At 70.9% G+C, this 16,417-nt stretch carries 13 protein-coding genes; 10 read left to right on the forward strand and 3 right to left on the reverse strand.

What is annotated here, in order from left to right:
- Positions 1 to 4 precede the first annotated feature (4 nt).
- The 3 genes from BLQ61_RS08515 to BLQ61_RS08525 all read left to right on the forward strand — a co-directional run bounded on the left by BLQ61_RS08515 (position 5) and on the right by BLQ61_RS08525 (position 4,275).
- The gene (locus BLQ61_RS08515) at positions 5 to 2,323 is read left to right on the forward strand and encodes a TonB-dependent receptor (RefSeq protein WP_091568891.1); all 2,319 of its coding nucleotides are present in this window, start codon (positions 5 to 7) and stop codon (positions 2,321 to 2,323) included.
- A gap of 153 nt (positions 2,324 to 2,476) precedes the next feature.
- The gene (locus BLQ61_RS08520) at positions 2,477 to 3,598 is read left to right on the forward strand and encodes an alpha-hydroxy acid oxidase (protein ID WP_091568893.1); all 1,122 of its coding nucleotides are present in this window, start codon (positions 2,477 to 2,479) and stop codon (positions 3,596 to 3,598) included.
- Complete coding sequence (locus BLQ61_RS08525) at positions 3,592 to 4,275, forward strand: Fe2+-dependent dioxygenase (protein ID WP_091568894.1); 684 nt, start codon at positions 3,592 to 3,594, stop codon at positions 4,273 to 4,275. The genes BLQ61_RS08520 and BLQ61_RS08525 overlap by 7 nt, the downstream gene beginning before the upstream one ends.
- Positions 4,276 to 4,810: 535 nt before the next feature.
- Here the strand turns inward: BLQ61_RS08525 and BLQ61_RS08530 are convergent.
- A complete protein-coding gene (locus tag BLQ61_RS08530; RefSeq protein ID WP_091568896.1) occupies positions 4,811 to 6,817 on the reverse strand; it encodes a lytic transglycosylase domain-containing protein in 2,007 nt (668 codons plus the stop codon).
- A 15-nt stretch (positions 6,818 to 6,832) separates the two neighbouring features.
- Between BLQ61_RS08530 and BLQ61_RS08535 the strand changes: the two genes are divergently transcribed.
- From BLQ61_RS08535 to BLQ61_RS08550, 4 genes are all read left to right on the forward strand, one after another.
- On the forward strand, positions 6,833 to 7,420 hold the full coding sequence (locus tag BLQ61_RS08535; protein WP_091568897.1) for a 5-formyltetrahydrofolate cyclo-ligase: 588 nt from the start codon (positions 6,833 to 6,835) through the stop codon (positions 7,418 to 7,420).
- Positions 7,421 to 7,580: 160 nt separating this feature from the next.
- Entirely contained in the window at positions 7,581 to 8,267 is a 687-nt protein-coding gene (locus BLQ61_RS08540; RefSeq protein ID WP_091568899.1) for a glutathione S-transferase family protein, read from the forward strand.
- Positions 8,268 to 8,285: 18 nt separating this feature from the next.
- Positions 8,286 to 9,083 (forward strand): metallophosphoesterase, encoded by a 798-nt coding sequence (locus BLQ61_RS08545; protein WP_091568900.1) that lies wholly within the window; start codon positions 8,286 to 8,288, stop codon positions 9,081 to 9,083.
- Complete coding sequence (locus tag BLQ61_RS08550; RefSeq protein WP_091568902.1) at positions 9,080 to 10,366, forward strand: multifunctional CCA addition/repair protein; 1,287 nt, start codon at positions 9,080 to 9,082, stop codon at positions 10,364 to 10,366. The genes BLQ61_RS08545 and BLQ61_RS08550 overlap by 4 nt, the downstream gene beginning before the upstream one ends.
- 52 nt (positions 10,367 to 10,418) lie before the next feature.
- Here BLQ61_RS08550 and trxC read toward each other — a convergent pair whose 3' ends face one another.
- Positions 10,419 to 10,871 (reverse strand): thioredoxin TrxC, encoded by a 453-nt coding sequence (trxC, locus tag BLQ61_RS08555; protein WP_091568903.1) that lies wholly within the window; start codon positions 10,869 to 10,871, stop codon positions 10,419 to 10,421.
- A gap of 176 nt (positions 10,872 to 11,047) precedes the next feature.
- On the opposite strand from trxC, the gene otsB reads away from it, so the two are divergent.
- The 3 genes from otsB (at position 11,048) to otsA (ending at position 15,450) form a co-directional block, all read left to right on the forward strand.
- Positions 11,048 to 11,836, forward strand: coding sequence for a trehalose-phosphatase (otsB, locus tag BLQ61_RS08560; protein WP_091568905.1), 789 nt, complete (start codon positions 11,048 to 11,050; stop codon positions 11,834 to 11,836).
- Between the two features lie 104 nt (positions 11,837 to 11,940).
- Positions 11,941 to 13,698 (forward strand): glycoside hydrolase family 15 protein, encoded by a 1,758-nt coding sequence (locus tag BLQ61_RS08565; RefSeq protein WP_245703938.1) that lies wholly within the window; start codon positions 11,941 to 11,943, stop codon positions 13,696 to 13,698.
- A 294-nt stretch (positions 13,699 to 13,992) separates the two neighbouring features.
- Positions 13,993 to 15,450: an alpha,alpha-trehalose-phosphate synthase (UDP-forming) gene (gene otsA / locus BLQ61_RS08570; RefSeq protein WP_091568909.1), complete on the forward strand. Its 1,458-nt coding sequence runs from the start codon at positions 13,993 to 13,995 to the stop codon at positions 15,448 to 15,450.
- Here otsA and BLQ61_RS08575 read toward each other — a convergent pair.
- Positions 15,414 to 16,391, reverse strand: coding sequence for an ROK family protein (locus tag BLQ61_RS08575; RefSeq protein ID WP_091569128.1), 978 nt, complete (start codon positions 16,389 to 16,391; stop codon positions 15,414 to 15,416). The two genes, otsA and BLQ61_RS08575, sit on opposite strands and share 37 nt — an antisense overlap.
- Positions 16,392 to 16,417: the final 26 nt, after the last annotated feature.

Consider the following 16,417-nt stretch of genomic DNA (forward strand, 5'->3'; position numbering starts at 1 on the left):
TTCCATGTCCACTTCCTCCCTCAAGAAGCCCAGGAGCCTGCGCTTGGCCAGCGGCGGCGTTGCCGCTGCCGCCGCCCTGCTGCCGCTGTCCGCCCTGGCCCAGCAAGCCCAGTCCGCGACCACCCTGCCCACGGTGACGGTGCAGGAGCAGAAGATCGATCCGAACCCCAACGCCGAGGTTGGCGCGCCCTACAAGGCCAAGACCTCGGCCGACAGCCGCCACACGCGCCCGCTGGCCGAGACGCCGCAGACGATTTCGGTGGTCACTGGCGAGGCCATTCGCGACGCCGGCCAGACCGACCTGAAGCAGATCCTGGCGGTGCAGCCCGGCATCACGCTAGGCACCGGCGAGAACGGCAACGCCTTTGGCGACCGCTACATCATCCGCGGCCAGGAGGCGCGCTCGGACGTGTTCGTCGACGGCCTGCGCGACCCCGGCATGACCACGCGCGAGAGCTTCGCCATCGAGCAACTGGAGATCACCAAGGGCCCGAATTCCAGCTTCGCCGGCCGCGGCTCGGCCGGCGGCGCGATCAACGCCATCACCAAGCAGGCGACCACCGACTACAGCTTCAACCGCATCAGCGCCGGCGTGGGCACGGACAGCCACCGCCGCCTGACTCTGGACGCCAACAAGGTCTTCTCCGAGACCTTCGCGCTGCGCGCCAACGGCCTGCTGTCCAGCGAGGGCGTGCCGGACCGCGACCCGTCCAAGCGCCAGCGCAACGGCCTGGCCCTGTCGGGCCTGTGGAACGTGAACGAAGACCTGTCGGTCACGCTGGACTACTACGGCCTGCGCGCCAAGGACAAGCACCCGGACCTGGGGCACTACCTGGCCGGCACGGCGCCCAACCGCTATCCGGCGCGCGGTGTGCCGGTGTATGCGCAGGACAGCGACTTCCTGAAGTCGGACGTGGACACAGTGACGGCGCGCGTCAACTACCGCTTCACGCCGGATGTCAAGCTGACCAGCCTGACGCGCTACGGCGAGTCCAAGAACAGCTATGCCACCACCGGCGCCTCCAGCGCCACGGTGCTGGACGCTGCCAACAAACCCATCGGCACCGCCGCCGCGATCGACGCCGGCCACACCGGCTGGCAGGAAGTGGAGTACTTTGCCCATCAGAGCAACCTGCGCTGGGACAAGCAGATCGGCGGCCTGAAGCATGAATTCGTCTTCGGCCTGGAATACACCGACCACAAGGTGCTGTCGGGCAACTACGGCGTGACCAGCACCGCTGCGACCAACTGCCGCACCTCGGGCCGCAACGGCCCGCAGAACAGCTACTGCATCACCGACCCGAATGGCAACGTCGTGGGCAACCTGGGCAGCCTGGCCGGGCGCAGCTACGAGCGCCGCGACTGGAGCCGCGACTGGCGCGTCAAGACCTTCGCCCTGTCGGCCATGGACACGGTGGACCTGACCGACCGCTGGACGCTGTTCGGCGGCCTGCGCGCCGACCACTACAAGCTGACCATGCTGACGCAGAACAACACCACCGGCGCGCAGACCGGTGACTACGCGTTCAGCGACACGCTGGCCAACGGTCACCTGGGCGTGAGCTTCAAGATCAACCCGGCGGCCATGGTGTATGCCAGCTTCGGCACCGCGCAGGACATCAACGGCGGCGAGCCCGACACCGGCACCAGCAGCGGCTACGGCGGCCTGGTGGTGTTCGAGGGCAAGGCCGCCGGCGCCAAGCCCGAGACGTCGAAGAACTTCGAGCTGGGCACCAAGTTCAACGTGCTGGACGACAAGCTGCTGGCCACCGCCGCCATCTTCCAGACCACCAAGAGCGACGTGATGGAAGGCGCCAACTATGACGCCGTGGGCACCTTCAACACCGGCAAGAACCGCGTGCGCGGCATCGAGTTCGGCCTGGCGGGCAACTTGACGCCGCTGCTGGAGGTGCAGGGCGGCGCCACGTTCATGAAGTCCAAGGTGCTGGCCTCCAGCACGCCGGCCAACGTGGGCAACCCGCTGTCCAACTTCGCCGACCGTTCGGCTTACCTGCAGGGCAAGTACCACCTGACGCGCAACCTGGAGATCGGCGCCGTGGCGCGCTACGAGAGCAACCGCTGCGGCGGCCAGCCCGACACCGGCGCCGGCTACACCGCCGACGGCCACTGCTCGCAGCCCGTGCCGTCGTTCAGCGTGTACGACCTGTTCGCCACGTACCGCATCAACAAGAGCGCCAACCTGCGCCTGAACGTGCTGAACGTGACCGACAAGGACTACTTCACCGCCGTGTACCGCTCGGGCGCCTTCCTGTACAAGGGCGACGCGCGCGCCGTGCGCCTGACGCTGAACCTGGACCTGTGACCCTACCCGCCTCCGCCCGGCCTGCCCGTGCAGGAGGGCGGCCGGCTGGTCCAGCGGCCCGCCGCAGGCGCCTCACCGGCCCTGCCGCGGGCTTTTTGCATTCAAAATGCTCGCATGTCCTGACAGACAAACCATAGTTTGCTATCAAATTAGATGGAACCGGAACGCCTGCCAACCGGCCTGTTCAACGCCGCGGACTACGAGCGCCTGGCGCCCGCGCACCTGCCGGCGGACCGGCTGGCCTACATCGCCGGCGGCGGCGGCTGGGACACCACCGTGGCCGCCAACCGTGCCGCCTTCGCCCGCTGGGCGGTGCTGCCGCGCCTGCTGCGCGACGTGCGCGGCGGACACACGCGGCTGCGGCTGGCCGGGCAGGTGCTGCCCCACCCTTTCCTGCTCGCCCCGGTGGCGCACCAGCGCCTGGCGCACCCGGACGCCGAAGTCGCCACCGCCCGCGCCGCCGAGGCCACCGGCACCTGCCTGGTCGCCAGCACCCTGTCGTCGCAGCCGCTGGAGGCCATCGCCCAGGCGGCGGGCAGCGGCGCGCGCTGGTTCCAGCTGTACCTGCAGCCCGAGCGCGCGCACACGCGGGACCTGCTGGCGCGGGCGGAAGGTGCGGGCTTCTCCGCCATCGTGCTGACGCTGGACGCCAGCATCCAGCTGCCCAGCCGGAGTGCTCTGGCGGCCGGCTTCGTGCTGCCGCCCGAGTGCACGGCCGCCAACCTGGCCGGCTACCCGCCTTCCGCCCCCGCGCCGCTGCGCCCGGATGACAGCCGCATCTTCCAGGGCGCCATGCGCCATGCGCCGACCTGGGACGATCTGCAGTGGCTGCTGTCGGCCACACGGCTGCCGGTCTGGGCCAAGGGCGTGCTGCACCCCGAGGATGCGCGCCAGCTGCAGGCGGCCGGCGCGGCGGGGGTCATCGTCTCCAACCACGGCGGGCGCAGCCTGGACGGCGCGCCGGCCAGCCTGTCCATGTTGCCTGCCGTGCGCGCCGCCGTGGGCGCCGACTTTCCCGTGCTGCTCGACGGCGGCATCCGCAGCGGCCAAGACGCCTTCAAGGCGCTGGCGCTGGGCGCCGACGCCGTGCTGATCGGACGGCTACAGACCTATGCCCTGGCCGTGGCCGGCGCCCTGGGCGTGGCGCACCTGCTGACCCTGCTGCAGGAAGAACTGCAGGCCTGCATGGCCCAGGCCGGCTGCGCCGCCCTGGCCGACATCACGCCCGACGCCCTGGTGCCCTGCCCCGATCCCCTTCCCACATCGCCATGCTGATTTCCATCGACCAGGTCCTGACCCCCGACGAGGTGCGCGCCTTCCGCGCCGAGCTCGACACCGCCGACTGGCACGACGGCGGCGCCACCGCCGGCACGCTGGCGCAGAGCGTCAAGCGCAACCAGCAGCTGGAGGACGGCAGCCCGCTGGCCGTGCGCCTGGGCCAGCACATCCTGCGGCGCCTGGGCAGCACGCCGCTGTTCATCAGCGCCGCCCTGCCGCGCACCATCTACCCGCCGAAGTTCAACCGCTATGCCGGCGGCGGCACGTATGGCGCCCATGTGGACGGCGCCATCATGGCGCTGCCCGGCAGCAGCCAGCAGATGCGCACCGACCTGTCGGCCACGCTGTTCCTGGCGCAGCCGGACGAGTACGACGGGGGGGAGCTAGAGGTGGAGGGGCCGTTCGGCGTGCAGAGCGTGAAGCTGGCGGCGGGCGACATGGTGCTGTACCCGTCGAGCAGCCTGCACCAGGTGACGCCGGTGACGCGCGGGGCGCGTGTGGCGTCGTTTTTCTGGATTGAGAGCATGGTGCAGGACGAGGGCGAGCGCACGCTGCTGTTCGATCTGGATCAGAGCATTCAGCAACTCACGCCGCTGGTGGCGGCGGATGATGCGCGGCTGGTGCAGCTCACCGGCGTGTATCACAACCTGCTGCGGCGGTGGGCGCAGCCTTGAAGATGCTCCTTGTTTTGTAGCTGGTTGCGGTTCATGGGTCAGGGCTTGGGGCTGGTTTTGGTGTTGGTTTTGTTTTGACTGCGGGGGCCGGGATTCGCCCCGGCGGGCGACTTCCTTTCTTGCACGAGCAAGAAAGGAAGCAAAGAACACGGCCCCACGGCTGCGACCCCTTCGCTGGCGCGAAGGGCCAGACCTGAGGCGGGGCGCTGGCGGGGTGGCATGGGCGTCGCAGCGCCCATGCTTCGTGCTCTGACTCGCTGCGGTTGTCTGAACGGAGCTGCGCAGCAACGCAGTGAGTTCCGCAGCGCACCCCGCCAGCGCCCCGAGACAGGTTGCCCCCACGCGCGACAGCGCGTGGGGGACGCAGCCTGCGGGGGCGCACTTCTTTTGCCTCCTTTTCTTGTGCGAGCAAGAAAAGGAGGTCGCCCGCCGGGGCGAGTCCCGGCCCCCGCAGTCAAATCAAAAACAACAACAAAACAGCCTCAAGCCCATATAAACAAAGGGCCACCAGCTACAAAACAGAGAGCACTCCGCCTCAAGGCAACTCCTTGCTCGGATCCTCCCCCGCCGCCACGCGCGGCCCGATCACCCCCAGCCGCCCCTTGAGCGACTGCGGCTGCCCGGTCAGCAGCGCCGCGTAGTTCACCGTGTTCGCCAGCACCTTCTTGACGTAATCGCGCGTCTCGGCGAACGGCACGTTCTCGGCCCAGATGGCCGCATCCAGCACCGGGCCGTTCCTCCAGTTGCGCGGCCGGCCCGGGCCGGCGTTGTAGGCGGCCGCCGCCAGCGGCATCGAGCCGTCGAAATCGTCCAGCGCCAGCTTGAGATACGCGGTGCCGATCTGGATGTTGGTATCGCGGTCGTTGATCTGCCCAGGCGTGAAGTCCGTCAGGCCGATCCTGCGTGCCGTCCAGCGCGCCGTAGCCGGCATGACCTGCATCAGCCCCGAGGCGCCCACGCCCGAGCGCGCGTCCATGATGAAGCGGCTTTCCTGGCGGATCAGGCCGTAGACGTAGGCCGGGTCCAGCCCGATGCCGCGCGTGCGCGCCAGCACCGCGTCGCGGTAGGGCGTGGGAAAGCGCTGCGCCATGTCGATGCTGGCGCGCGTGCGCTCGCTGGTGTTGATGCAGCGGTCCCAGACCTGGTGCTGGCAGGCGAAGTCGGCGGCGGCCAGCAGCTCGCGCTCGCCCATGCCGCCGGGCGTATGCAGGTTGGTGGCGTAGTTCCACTCGCGCACGCCCTCGCTGCGCAGGCCCATGCCGATGGCGTACAGGCCGCGGTTCAGGCTGGGGTTGGCGCGCGCGGCGGCCTTTTCCTGGGCGGTGAGCGGTGGCGGCGGCGGCGGCACGGTGACCTGGCCGCCCAGTTCCTCCAGCGCCAGCTGCTCGTAGAAGCCGGTGGTGCCGGCAATGCGCTCGTACAGCTGGCGCGCGCGGGCGCGCTGCTCGTCGCCGGGGCGGTCGCTCATCCAGGCGCGGGCGCGCCAGTAGGTCCAGGTGGGCTCGTCCTGCGCGCTCTCGCTCATGGCGTCGATGGCCCGGGCGACCTGCTTCCACTGCCCGGCGCGCAGCGCGGCGCGTGTCTTCCAGCCCAGCATGTCGTCGGTCAGGTCACTGTCGCGGCTGGCATGGGCGAAGTACTGCAGTGCGTCGGGGCTCAGGGACACGGCCGCCTGCTTGCCGATCACGCCCCACAGCCAGTTGCGCTCCTCCACCGACAGGTGCACGCCCCATTTGCTGTCCAGCAGCCGCGCGGCGGCGCCAGCGTCGGCCACGGCCATGCGGATCAGCGCCAGCGCCACCAGCTCCTGGCGCTCGCGGCCAGCGGCGGTGGCGCGGCCGGTGAGGTACTTGGTCGGGCTGTCCAACGCCTGGCGCAGCCCGGGCAGCGCCTCTGGGGCGACGATCTCCACGGCGCGCTGCACGGCGCGCGGACGATTCGCCTCGGCGGCCAGCCGCGCCTTGCGCCAGACGTCGATCGGCTTGATACGGCCAGCGGCCAGCAGTCCGGTGGCGGCGTAGCTGCAGCCGTCGTCGGCGTCGCGCAGCGCATACCAGTCGCGCAGCACCTCGGCGGCCGCCCCGGCATCCGGCACACCGGCGCGCAGCTGCTCGACGGCGACGGCGTAGCAGCGCACCTCGCGGTCGTCGCCCATGCGAAAGCGCGGGTGCTCGGCGGCGAAGCGTTCCCAGTCGCGCCGCTGGCCCAGCAGCAGCAGCCAGTCGTTGCGCAGGCGGTCTTCCTGGTAGCTGCCGGGCCAGCGCTGCAGGAAGGCCTGGATCTCGCCGTCCTGCGCGTCTTCCAGGCGCGCGCGCAGCTCCCAGTAGCCGGCCCAGGGCTCCAGCGGATGCCCGCGCGTGGCCGGCAGCAGCTGCGCCAGGCGCGTCTTGTCGCCGCGGCGGAAGGCCTTTTGCATCTCCAGCAGCACCTCGTCGCCCGCCGCGGGCACCTGGGCGCCCGCGGGCAGGGCGACGGCGGTGGACAAAACCGCCGTGGCCAGCAGCGGTGTCAGAATCCCGAGCCACTTCTTCTTGATGATCATCCGGGAAATTATGTGATGGACCGATCAGCCCTGCGCCGCAACCTGGTGAATGAACGTCTGCACCTGCCCGACCGGCTGGCGCGCGCCGCACAGCTGCAGCGCGTGCTGCGCATCTGGCTGGTGGACCGGCCCGATGTCGTCATCGGCGCCTATTGGCCCATCAAGGGCGAGTTCGACCCGCTGCCGGCGCTGCACCGCTGGAAGGAGGACGGCGAGCTGCTGGACGAGCCGCTGCGCCGGCGCATCGCCCTGCCGGTGGTCAACAAGGCGCACAAGACGCTCACCTTCCACGCCTGGTACCCGGGCTGCCCGATGGAGGAGGACGCCTACGGCATCCCAAAACCGAAGGACACCGAGGCGCTGGCGCCCACGCTGCTGTTCGTGCCCTGCGTGGGCTACGGGCCGGGCGGCTACCGGCTGGGCTATGGTGGCGGCTTCTACGACCGCACCCTGGCCACGCTGCAGCCGCGCCCGTTCACCGTGGGACTGGGCTATACCCACGGCTGGCTGGAGGATTTCGAGCCGCAGGCGCACGACATGCCGCTGGATGCGATCCTGAACGACAACGGGGTGGTCTGGCCCGTCCAGGGCACAACCCCCTGAGCGACTGGCGCCGCTCTTTCCCTCTTCCTTGGCGCTTCGCTAGGAAGGGGGACAACGCTGGTGGACCGGTAAAGCCGGATCCACGGCGTCTGCTGGCGTGGCCTGCTCCGCGGCCACTTGAAGGGCAAGACTTGCGCTTGATCGCAACGAAAGGACTGACATGCTGCAGCTCTACATCGGCAACAAGAACTATTCGTCCTGGTCCATGCGGCCGTGGGTGCTGCTGCGCCAGGCGGGCATTCCTTTTGAAGAGGTGCCGGTGCGCTTCGACAGCTTCGATGCCGACTCGCAGTTCAAGCGCCAGCTCAAAGAGGTCTCGCCCACCGGCAAGGTGCCGGTGCTGGTCGACGGCAGCACCACCGTCTGGGACACGCTGGCGATTGCCGAGTACCTGGCGGAAAAGTTTCCCGAGAAGCAGCTGTGGCCGCAGGACGCCGCCACCCGGGCCCACGCGCGCAGCGTGGTGGCGGAGATGCACAGCGGCTTCAGCGCCCTGCGCACGCATTGCCCGATGAACATCGAGGCGCGCCTGCCCGACATCGGCGCGCTGATCTGGCGCGACCAGCCGGGCGTGCGCGCCGATGTCGAGCGCCTGTCGCAGCTGTGGAGCGAGCTGCTGGCGCGGCACCGTGGGCACATGCTGTATGGCGAATTCACCATCGCCGACGCCTTCTTCGCGCCGGTGTGCATGCGCCTGGCGACCTACGCGCTGCCGGTGCCGGCCGTCGTCGCCGCCTACGTGCAGCGCGTGCAGGCCCTGCCGGGCGTGGCGGCATGGATCGACGGCGCGCTGGCCGAGTCCGACTTCCGCGCGTTCGAGGAACCCTATCGCCTGGGCCGCGGCTGACGCTCCGGGTTCACGCCCATGCGCCTGCACATCCTGTCCGACCTGCACCTCTCGGTGCAGGGCCTGGAGCACCCGCACACCGACGCCGACGTGGTGGTGCTGGCCGGCGACATCGCCCGGCCGGCGGCGGCCATCGACTGGGCGCGGGGCCTGGGCAAGCCGGTGTTGTACGTGCCCGGCAACCACGAGTTCTACGGCAGCAGCCTGGGCCGGACGCGCGCGCTGCTGCACGCGCTCAGCGCCGGCACGCCGGTGCAGGTGCTGGACAACCGCAGCACGGTGCTGGGCGGCGCGCGCTTCGTCGGCAGCACGCTGTGGACGGACTTCTGCGCCGCTGGCCTGGGGCCGGCGCGCGATGAGGCGCTGGCGCAGGCGCAGCGCTTCATGCGCGACTTCAGCCGCATCCAGGACGATGGCGCGCCCGCGCAGGAGGACGGCACGCCGGCGCTGTTCACCCCCGAGGCGTCGGCCGCGCTGTTCGCCGCCAACGCGCAGTGGCTGCGCCAGGCCTGCGCCGAGCCGTTCGACGGGCCGACGGTGGTCGTCACGCACCACGCGCCGTCGCTGCGCAGCATCCACCCGCGCTTTGCCGGCTCGCCCCTCAACGCCTGCTTCGTCTCCGACGCCGAGGCGCTGGTGGCCGACTGCGGCGCGCCGCTGTGGATCCACGGCCACACGCACGACAGCTTCGACTACCGCGTCGGCGGCACGCGCGTGCTGTGCAACCCGCGCGGCTACGCCCCGGGCGGCGTGATCGAGAACGCGCAGTTCGATCCGTGCCTGGCGGTTGACGTGCCCGCCGGAGGGCACGCATGAGCGCGCCGCAGGTGTACCTGGTCGGCGGCGCCGTGCGCGACCGGCTGCTGGGCCTGCCCGCCGGCGACCGCGACTGGGTCGTCGTCGGCAGCACGCCCGAGGCCATGGCGGCGCAGGGCTACGTGCCCGTGGGGCGCGACTTCCCCGTGTTCCTGCATCCCGAAACGCACGAGGAATACGCCCTGGCGCGCACCGAGAGAAAAAGCGGGCGCGGCTACCGCGGCTTCGCCGTGCAGGCCTCGCCCGACGTGACGCTGGAGGATGACCTGGCACGGCGCGACCTCACTATCAATGCGATAGCTGCACCCCCTGACTGGACAAGGGTAGAGGAGCTATTTGACCCCTACGGCGGGGCGCGCGACCTGCGCGCGCGCGTGCTGCGCCATGTCACCGACGCCTTTCGCGAGGACCCGGTGCGCATCCTGCGCGTGGCGCGCTTCGCCGCGCGCTTCGCCGACTTCAGCGTGGCGCCGGAGACCCTGCAGTTGATGCGCGAGATGGTCGAGGACGGCGAGGCCGACCACCTGGTGCCCGAGCGCGTCTGGCAGGAGCTGTCGCGCGGCCTCATGGAAGCCACCCCGTCGCGCATGCTGCAGGTGTTGCGCGACTGCGGCGTGCTGGCCGTGCTGCTGCCCGAGGTGGAGCGCCTGTGGGGCGTGCCGCAGCGCGCCGACCACCACCCCGAGGTGGACACCGGCGTGCACCTGCTGATGGTGCTGGACATGGCCGCGCGGCTGCAGGCGCCCCTGGCCGTGCGCTTCGCCTGCCTGATGCACGACCTGGGCAAGGGCGCCACGCCGCAGGATGTGCTGCCGCGCCACATCGGCCACGAGCAGCGCAGCGCCCGGCTGCTGAAGGGGATATGCGAGCGCCTGCGCGTGCCCACCGACTGCCGGGACACCGCCGACGTGGTGGCGCGCGAGCACGGCAACATTCACCGCAGCGAGAGCTTGAGCGCCGCCGCCCTGCTGCGCCTGCTCGAGCGCTGCGACGCGCTGCGCAAGCCGCGGCGCTTCGCCGACGTGCTGCTGGCCTGCGAGTGCGACGCGCGCGGGCGCGGCGGGCTGCACGAGCGCCCCTACCCGCAGCGCGCGCGCCTGCAGGCGGCGCTGGAGCAGGCACTGGCCGTACCCACGGCCGAGGTCGCGGCGCAGGCCGCCGCGCGCGGCGCCACCGGGCCGCAGGTGGGCGAATGGATCCGCCGCGCGCGCGAGCAGGCCCTGGCCGAATGGCTGCGCGCGCAGGGTCAGGACGACAGGGGCGCCAGCGCCCCGCCCGATTGACGGCTGCTGGTGCCCGTAGCGCCAGCGGATGCGCGCCGGCCGCCTCAGCCCGTCACAGCTGCGACTGCACCCAGCGCACGATCTCGCCCGCCGGCAGCGCGCCGGAGATGCGCGCCGCCTCCTGACCGTTCTTGAAGACGATCATGGTCGGGATGCTGCGGATGCCGTAGCGCCCGGCCACCTGCGGCACGGCCTCGGTGTCCAGCTTGGCCAGGCGGGCACGGGGTTCGAGCTGCTGCGCGGCCTGGGCGAAGGCCGGCGCCATCTGCCGGCACGGCCCGCACCAGGGCGCCCAGAAATCCACCACCACCGGCAGGTGGCTGCGCCCGATGTGGCGGTCGAAGCTGTCCGCGTCCAGCGCCAGGGGCTGGCCGGTGAACAGCGGCTGGTGGCAGCTGCCGCAGTCGGGCGCGGCGCCGAGCTGATCGGCGCGCACGCGGTTGGTGGTATGGCAGTGCGGGCAGACGACGTGCGGCGCCGCGCCGGGAGAGGTGTCTTGGGGCATGGGACAGGGCCTGGAAAAAGGTTGCGGGCACGCCGCGGTCGGCGCGGATCGGTATGGCAGCAGCTGCGGCTGTGCCGGGGCTTTTTCAACGCCCGCCATGGCCTGCGGAGCGGCATCCCGGTTTTGCGCGGCCGGCCTACAGCCGCGGCGCAGGCCGGCTGATAAGGTGCGCGGCGATGTTTTCCGTTCCACAACTCACAGCGCGTCACGCGCTGTTTCTCGACTTCGACGGCACGCTGGTGGACATTGCCGCGCAGCCGGACCATGTACGGCTGGAGGCCGAGGTCGCACGCGACCTGCAGGCCCTGCAGCAGGCACTGGGCGGTGCGCTGGCCTTGGTGACCGGGCGGGCACTGGCCGACATCGAACCGCACCTGCACCCTTGGCAGCCGGCGCTGGCCTGTGAGCATGGCGCGCACTGGCGCGAGGCCGGTGCCGCCGAGCTGCGATGCGCTCCGGCGCTGGCGTTGCAACCCGTGGTGCAGGCCCTGCAGGACTGGGCCGCGCAGTACCCCGGCCTGCTGGTCGAGCCCAAGCGCGCCGGCGTGGCGCTGCACTACCGGCAGGCGCCGCATCTGCAGGCGCTGTGTCACGGCACGCTGCAGCAACTGCTGGAGCAGGTGCCGGGCGCCGAGCTGCTGACCGGCAAGTGCGTGTTCGAGATCAAGCCCGCCGGCAGCGACAAGGGCCGTGCGGTGCAGCGCTTTCTGCAGGCACCGCCGTTCGCCGGGCGGGTGCCGGTGTTCGTGGGCGACGACGTGACTGACGAGGCGGCATTCGCCGCCGTACAGGCCGCCGGCGGCATTGGCATCAAGGTGGGCACGGGAGACAGCCAGGCGCAGGCACGGCTGGCATCGCCGGATGCCGTGCGCGCCTGGCTTGGGGACAACGCCCGCCGCCTGCAATCGCCACGGCTCACCGCCGCTTCGGCAGACCGATCCTCTCTCGCCGCTCCACATCCATGACCCTGAATCCGCCTGTACCGACCTCCACGACCACGACCACGGCCGACAGCCCGGCCTCGGCCCCGGCCACACCCGGTACCGCACCGCCCTCGCTGGCGCTGGGCATGATCGGCAACTGCACCATCAGCGCGCTGGTCGATGCGCGCGCGGCCATTGTCTGGAGCTGCCTGCCGCGCTTCGACGGCGACCCGGTGTTCAATGCTCTGTTGCACCCCGGTGACGACGCCGGGCGCTTCGCCATCGAGCTGGAGGACTTCGCCACCAGCGAGCAGTGGTACGAGTCCAACACGGCCGTGCTGCGCACGCGCCTGACAGACACCTCGGGCAGTTGCCTGGAGGTGACCGACTTCTGCCCCCGCTTCCACTCGCGGGCACGTTTTTTCCGACCCGTGAGCATCGTGCGGCGCCTGCGCGTGGTGCAGGGCACGCCGCGCATCCGCGTGCTGCTGAATGTGCGCTACGACTGGGGCGAGACGGTGCCGCACATCACCCGCGGCAGCCACCACATCCGCTACGTGGGCGGCGCGCTGACGCTGCGCCTGAGCACCGACGCGCCCGTGCCGTATGTGCTGTCGGGCGAGCCCTTCATCCTGGCGCGCGAGCACAACTTCATCCTGGGTGCCGACGAGACGCTGACCGAGGGCATTGCCGACACCGCACGCTACTGGGAGCAGGAGACCGTCAGCTACTGGAAGCACTGGACCATGCGCCTGCATGTGCCGCTGCAGTGGCAGGAGGCGGTGATCCGCGCGGCCATCACGCTGAAGATGTCGTTGTTCGAGGACACCGGCGCCATCGTCGCGGCCATGACGACGAGCATCCCCGAATCCGCGGACAGCGGACGCAACTGGGACTACCGCTACTGCTGGCTGCGCGACGCGTTCTTCGTGGTGCGCGCGCTCAACAGCCTGTCGGAAGTGGGCACCATGGAGGACTACCTGCGCTGGCTGGGCAACATCGTCGTCAAGGCCGGCGAGGGGCACATCCAGCCGCTGTACGGCATCGGGCTGGAGCACGAGCTGCCCGAATCCTTCGTGCCCGGCATGGCCGGCTACCGCGGGATGGGGCCGGTACGCGTGGGCAACCAGGCGGCCGAGCACTTCCAGCACGACGTGTACGGCAACATCGTTCTGGGCGCGGCGCAGGCCTTTCACGACAAACGCCTGCTGCATCCGGCGGGCGCCGCCGAGTTCGCGCGGCTGGAGCGCATCGGCGAACTGGCGGTGCAGGTCTACGGCACGCCGGACGCCGGCATGTGGGAGCTGCGCACGCGCGCGCGCATCCACACATCGTCGGCGCTGATGAGCTGGGCGGCGTGCGACCGGCTGGCCAAGATCGCGCACGCGCTGCAGCTGCCCGAGCGCGCCGATTACTGGGGCCAACATGCCAAGCGCATGGGCGAGGAAATCCTGGAGCGCTCGTGGAACGCCGAGCGCGGCGTGTTCGCCGAGAGCTTCGGCGGGCGCGAGCTGGACGCCAGCGTGCTGCTGCTGGCCGAGGTTGGTCTGATCGACGCGCGCGACGAGCGCTTCGTGCGCACGCTGGACGTGATGGAACAGGTGCTGTGCGACGGCCCCTTCATGCGCCGCTACGAGGCGGCCGACGACTTCGGCAAGCCCGAGACTTCGTTCAACATCTGCACCTTCTGGCGCATCGACGCGCTGGCGCGCGTGGGCCGCAAGGAGCAGGCGCGCGAGATCTTCGAGGCCATGCTGGCGGTGCGCAACCCGCTGGGCCTGCTGTCCGAGGACACGCACCCGGACACGGGCGAGATGTGGGGCAACTTCCCGCAGACCTACTCCATGGTCGGGGTGATCAATGCCGCCATGCGGTTGTCGGCGCCGTGGGACAGCGTCATTTAGAGGCAATCCCCTGAGCAGCTGCGCCGCTTCCCCCTTCTCTGGCGGCGCTGTGCGCCTGGGAAGGGGGACCCCGCCGGTGCTGCGGGGCGGCCCTCGCACGGCGGTCCGCGCATGGGGTGGCGCGGGCGCCAGGGTCATGGGTTGTGCATGCCGATTGGTGCCCGGGGTGCGCAGGCGCCGAGGGCACAGGCCCGGCGCGGCAAGCCAGAGAGGTTTCAAGGCAATGTACAGACCCAGGGGCCACAGACCCCTGCCCTGCGACAGGGCAATTCAACCATGCAACGGAGAATGCACATGAGCCGACTTGTCGTCGTTTCCAACCGCCTGGCCGATCCGCGCAAGCCCGCGGCCGGCGGTCTGGCCGTGGCGCTGGGCGAGAGCCTGGCACGTACCGGGGGGCTGTGGTTCGGCTGGAGTGGCACGGTGGACGATGCTGCCGGGCCGGGCGAGGGCCAGGTGCACATGCGCAAGGCCGGCAGCGTCACCCTGGCCACCGTGGACCTGAACCAGGAGGACTTCGCCACCTACTACCAGGGCTACGCCAACAGCGTGCTGTGGCCAGTGTTCCACTACCGGCTGGACCTGGCTGACTTCCACTCGGCCTACGTGGACGGTTATCGCCGCGTGAACCGCATGTTCGCGCAGAAGCTGCTGCCGCTCTTGCGCGATGACGACACCATCTGGATCCACGACTACCACCTGATCCCGCTGGCGTCCGAGCTGCGCGCCCTGGGCTGCCGCCAGCGCATCGGGTTCTTCCTGCACATTCCCGTGCCGCCGCCGCTGATTCTGGCGGCGCTGCCTCATCACCCGTGGCTGATGCGCTCGTTGCTGGCCTACGACCTGGTGGGCCTGCAGTCGCAGGCCGACGTGTCGCATCTGCGCCGCTACCTGCTCAGCGAAATGCAGGCCGAGGAGCTGGGCGATGGGCGCTTCGCCGCGCACGGGCGCGAACTGCGCCTGCAGGCCTTTCCCATCGGCATCGACGTGCAGGAGTTCGAGCGCCTGGGCGCCGCCCCCGAGGCGGTACAGACCCGCACCGCGCTGCATCAGGAATACTCGCGCCGCCAGTTGCTGCTGGGCATCGACCGGCTGGATTACTCCAAAGGCATCCCGCAGCGTGTGCGCGCCTTCCAGCAGCTGCTGGAAAAGTATCCCGAGAACCGGCACAGCGCGACCCTGATCATGATCGCCTCGCCCTCGCGCGACGATGTGAACGCCTACGCCGACCTGCGCCAGGAGCTGGAAGGCCTGTGCGGCGCCATCAATGGCGACTATGGCGACCTGGACTGGATGCCTCTGCGCTACATCCACCGCGTGGTCGCGCGCCGGCGCGTGCCCGGCCTGTGCCGCGCCTCGCGCGTGGGCCTGGTGACGCCGCTGCGCGATGGCATGAACCTAGTGGCCAAGGAATACGTGGTGGCGCAGGACCCGGAAGACCCCGGCGTGCTGGTGCTGTCGCGCTTCGCCGGCGCGGCCGAGCAGCTCCAGGAGGCGCTGCTGGTCAACCCCTACGACACCGAAGGCATGGCCGATGCTATCCAGACGGCGCTGCGCATGCCGCTGCACGAGCGCCAGCAGCGCCACGCCCGGCTGATGGAGCGCATCCGCGAGCACGACGTGCACTGGTGGCGGCGCAGTTTCCTGGAGGCCCTGGCGGCGCCCGCCCCGGCCATCCTGAACCCGCCGCTGGAGCCGCTGCCGGCCCAGGCGGATCAGGCCGCGGCGTCCAGCAGCGCCAGCGCCGCGTAGTCGCCGACCTGCGCGCCCAGGCCCGCGGGCACCACCTCCACGCCCTGGGTCAGCGCCGCGAAATGCTGCGCCAGCTCGCGTCGCAGCAGCGGCAGCAGCAGCGCCTGGTGGTGCAGGAACACCGAGCCGCCCAGGCTGATGCGCGCCAGGTCCAGCGTGGCCACCAGGTTGTAGAGCAGCCGCCCCATCAGCCGACACAGCAGCTGCGCCTGGCGCAGCGCCTGCGGCTCGCCGCGCTGCGCCGCCGCCAGCAGCGTCGGCGCGTCCACGCCCAGCCAGTCGCGCAGCGAGCCGCCCCCGGCCAGCGACTCCACGTCGCCCCGGTTGCCGCAGCCACACGCCGGCGCCACACCCGCCACGTCGCCGACGAAGCTGTGCCCGGCGTGACCGGCGTTGCCGTTCTTGCCGCCCAGCACCCGGCCATCGACGCACAGGCCCACGCCCACGCCGGTGCTCCAGGTGACGTAGGCGCAGTCGGTCACGCCCTGCAGCGCGCCCCAGCGCCGCTCGGCCGCCAGCGCCGCCACCGCGTCGTTGGCGATGCGCAGCCGCGCCGCGCCCAGCGCGTCGCGCAAGGGGGCCTGCAGCGGCACCTGCGTCCAGTCGTTGGGCGCCGCCACGCCATCCGCGCCGGACAGGGCGCCACAGATGTTGGGGTTGGCCACCTCGATGCAGCCGGCGCGCCGCACGAACGGCCCGCACGAGGACACGCCGACACCGGCCAGCGCGTCGACGCTCACCCCCTGCTCGGCGCAGGCGCGCTGCAGCAGTTGCAGCACCTGCTGCGCCAGGGCGTCGGCGGCGCCGGTCTTGACCGTGGGCTCGGCGATGCGGTGGAAGATGGCGGGAGGGGCGTTTTCCACTGCCTCGTCGCCCGGAGTGCCGGCGCGCGCCAGGCACACGGCGACCTTGGTACCGCCGATGTCGATGCCGGCGTGCAGGCGGGGTGCGGGAGGCGAGGAGCGGT

Origin of the sequence: Oryzisolibacter propanilivorax (assembly GCF_900103645.1) — a bacterium.
In the GTDB taxonomy this organism is placed as follows: domain Bacteria; phylum Pseudomonadota; class Gammaproteobacteria; order Burkholderiales; family Burkholderiaceae_C; genus Melaminivora; species Melaminivora propanilivorax.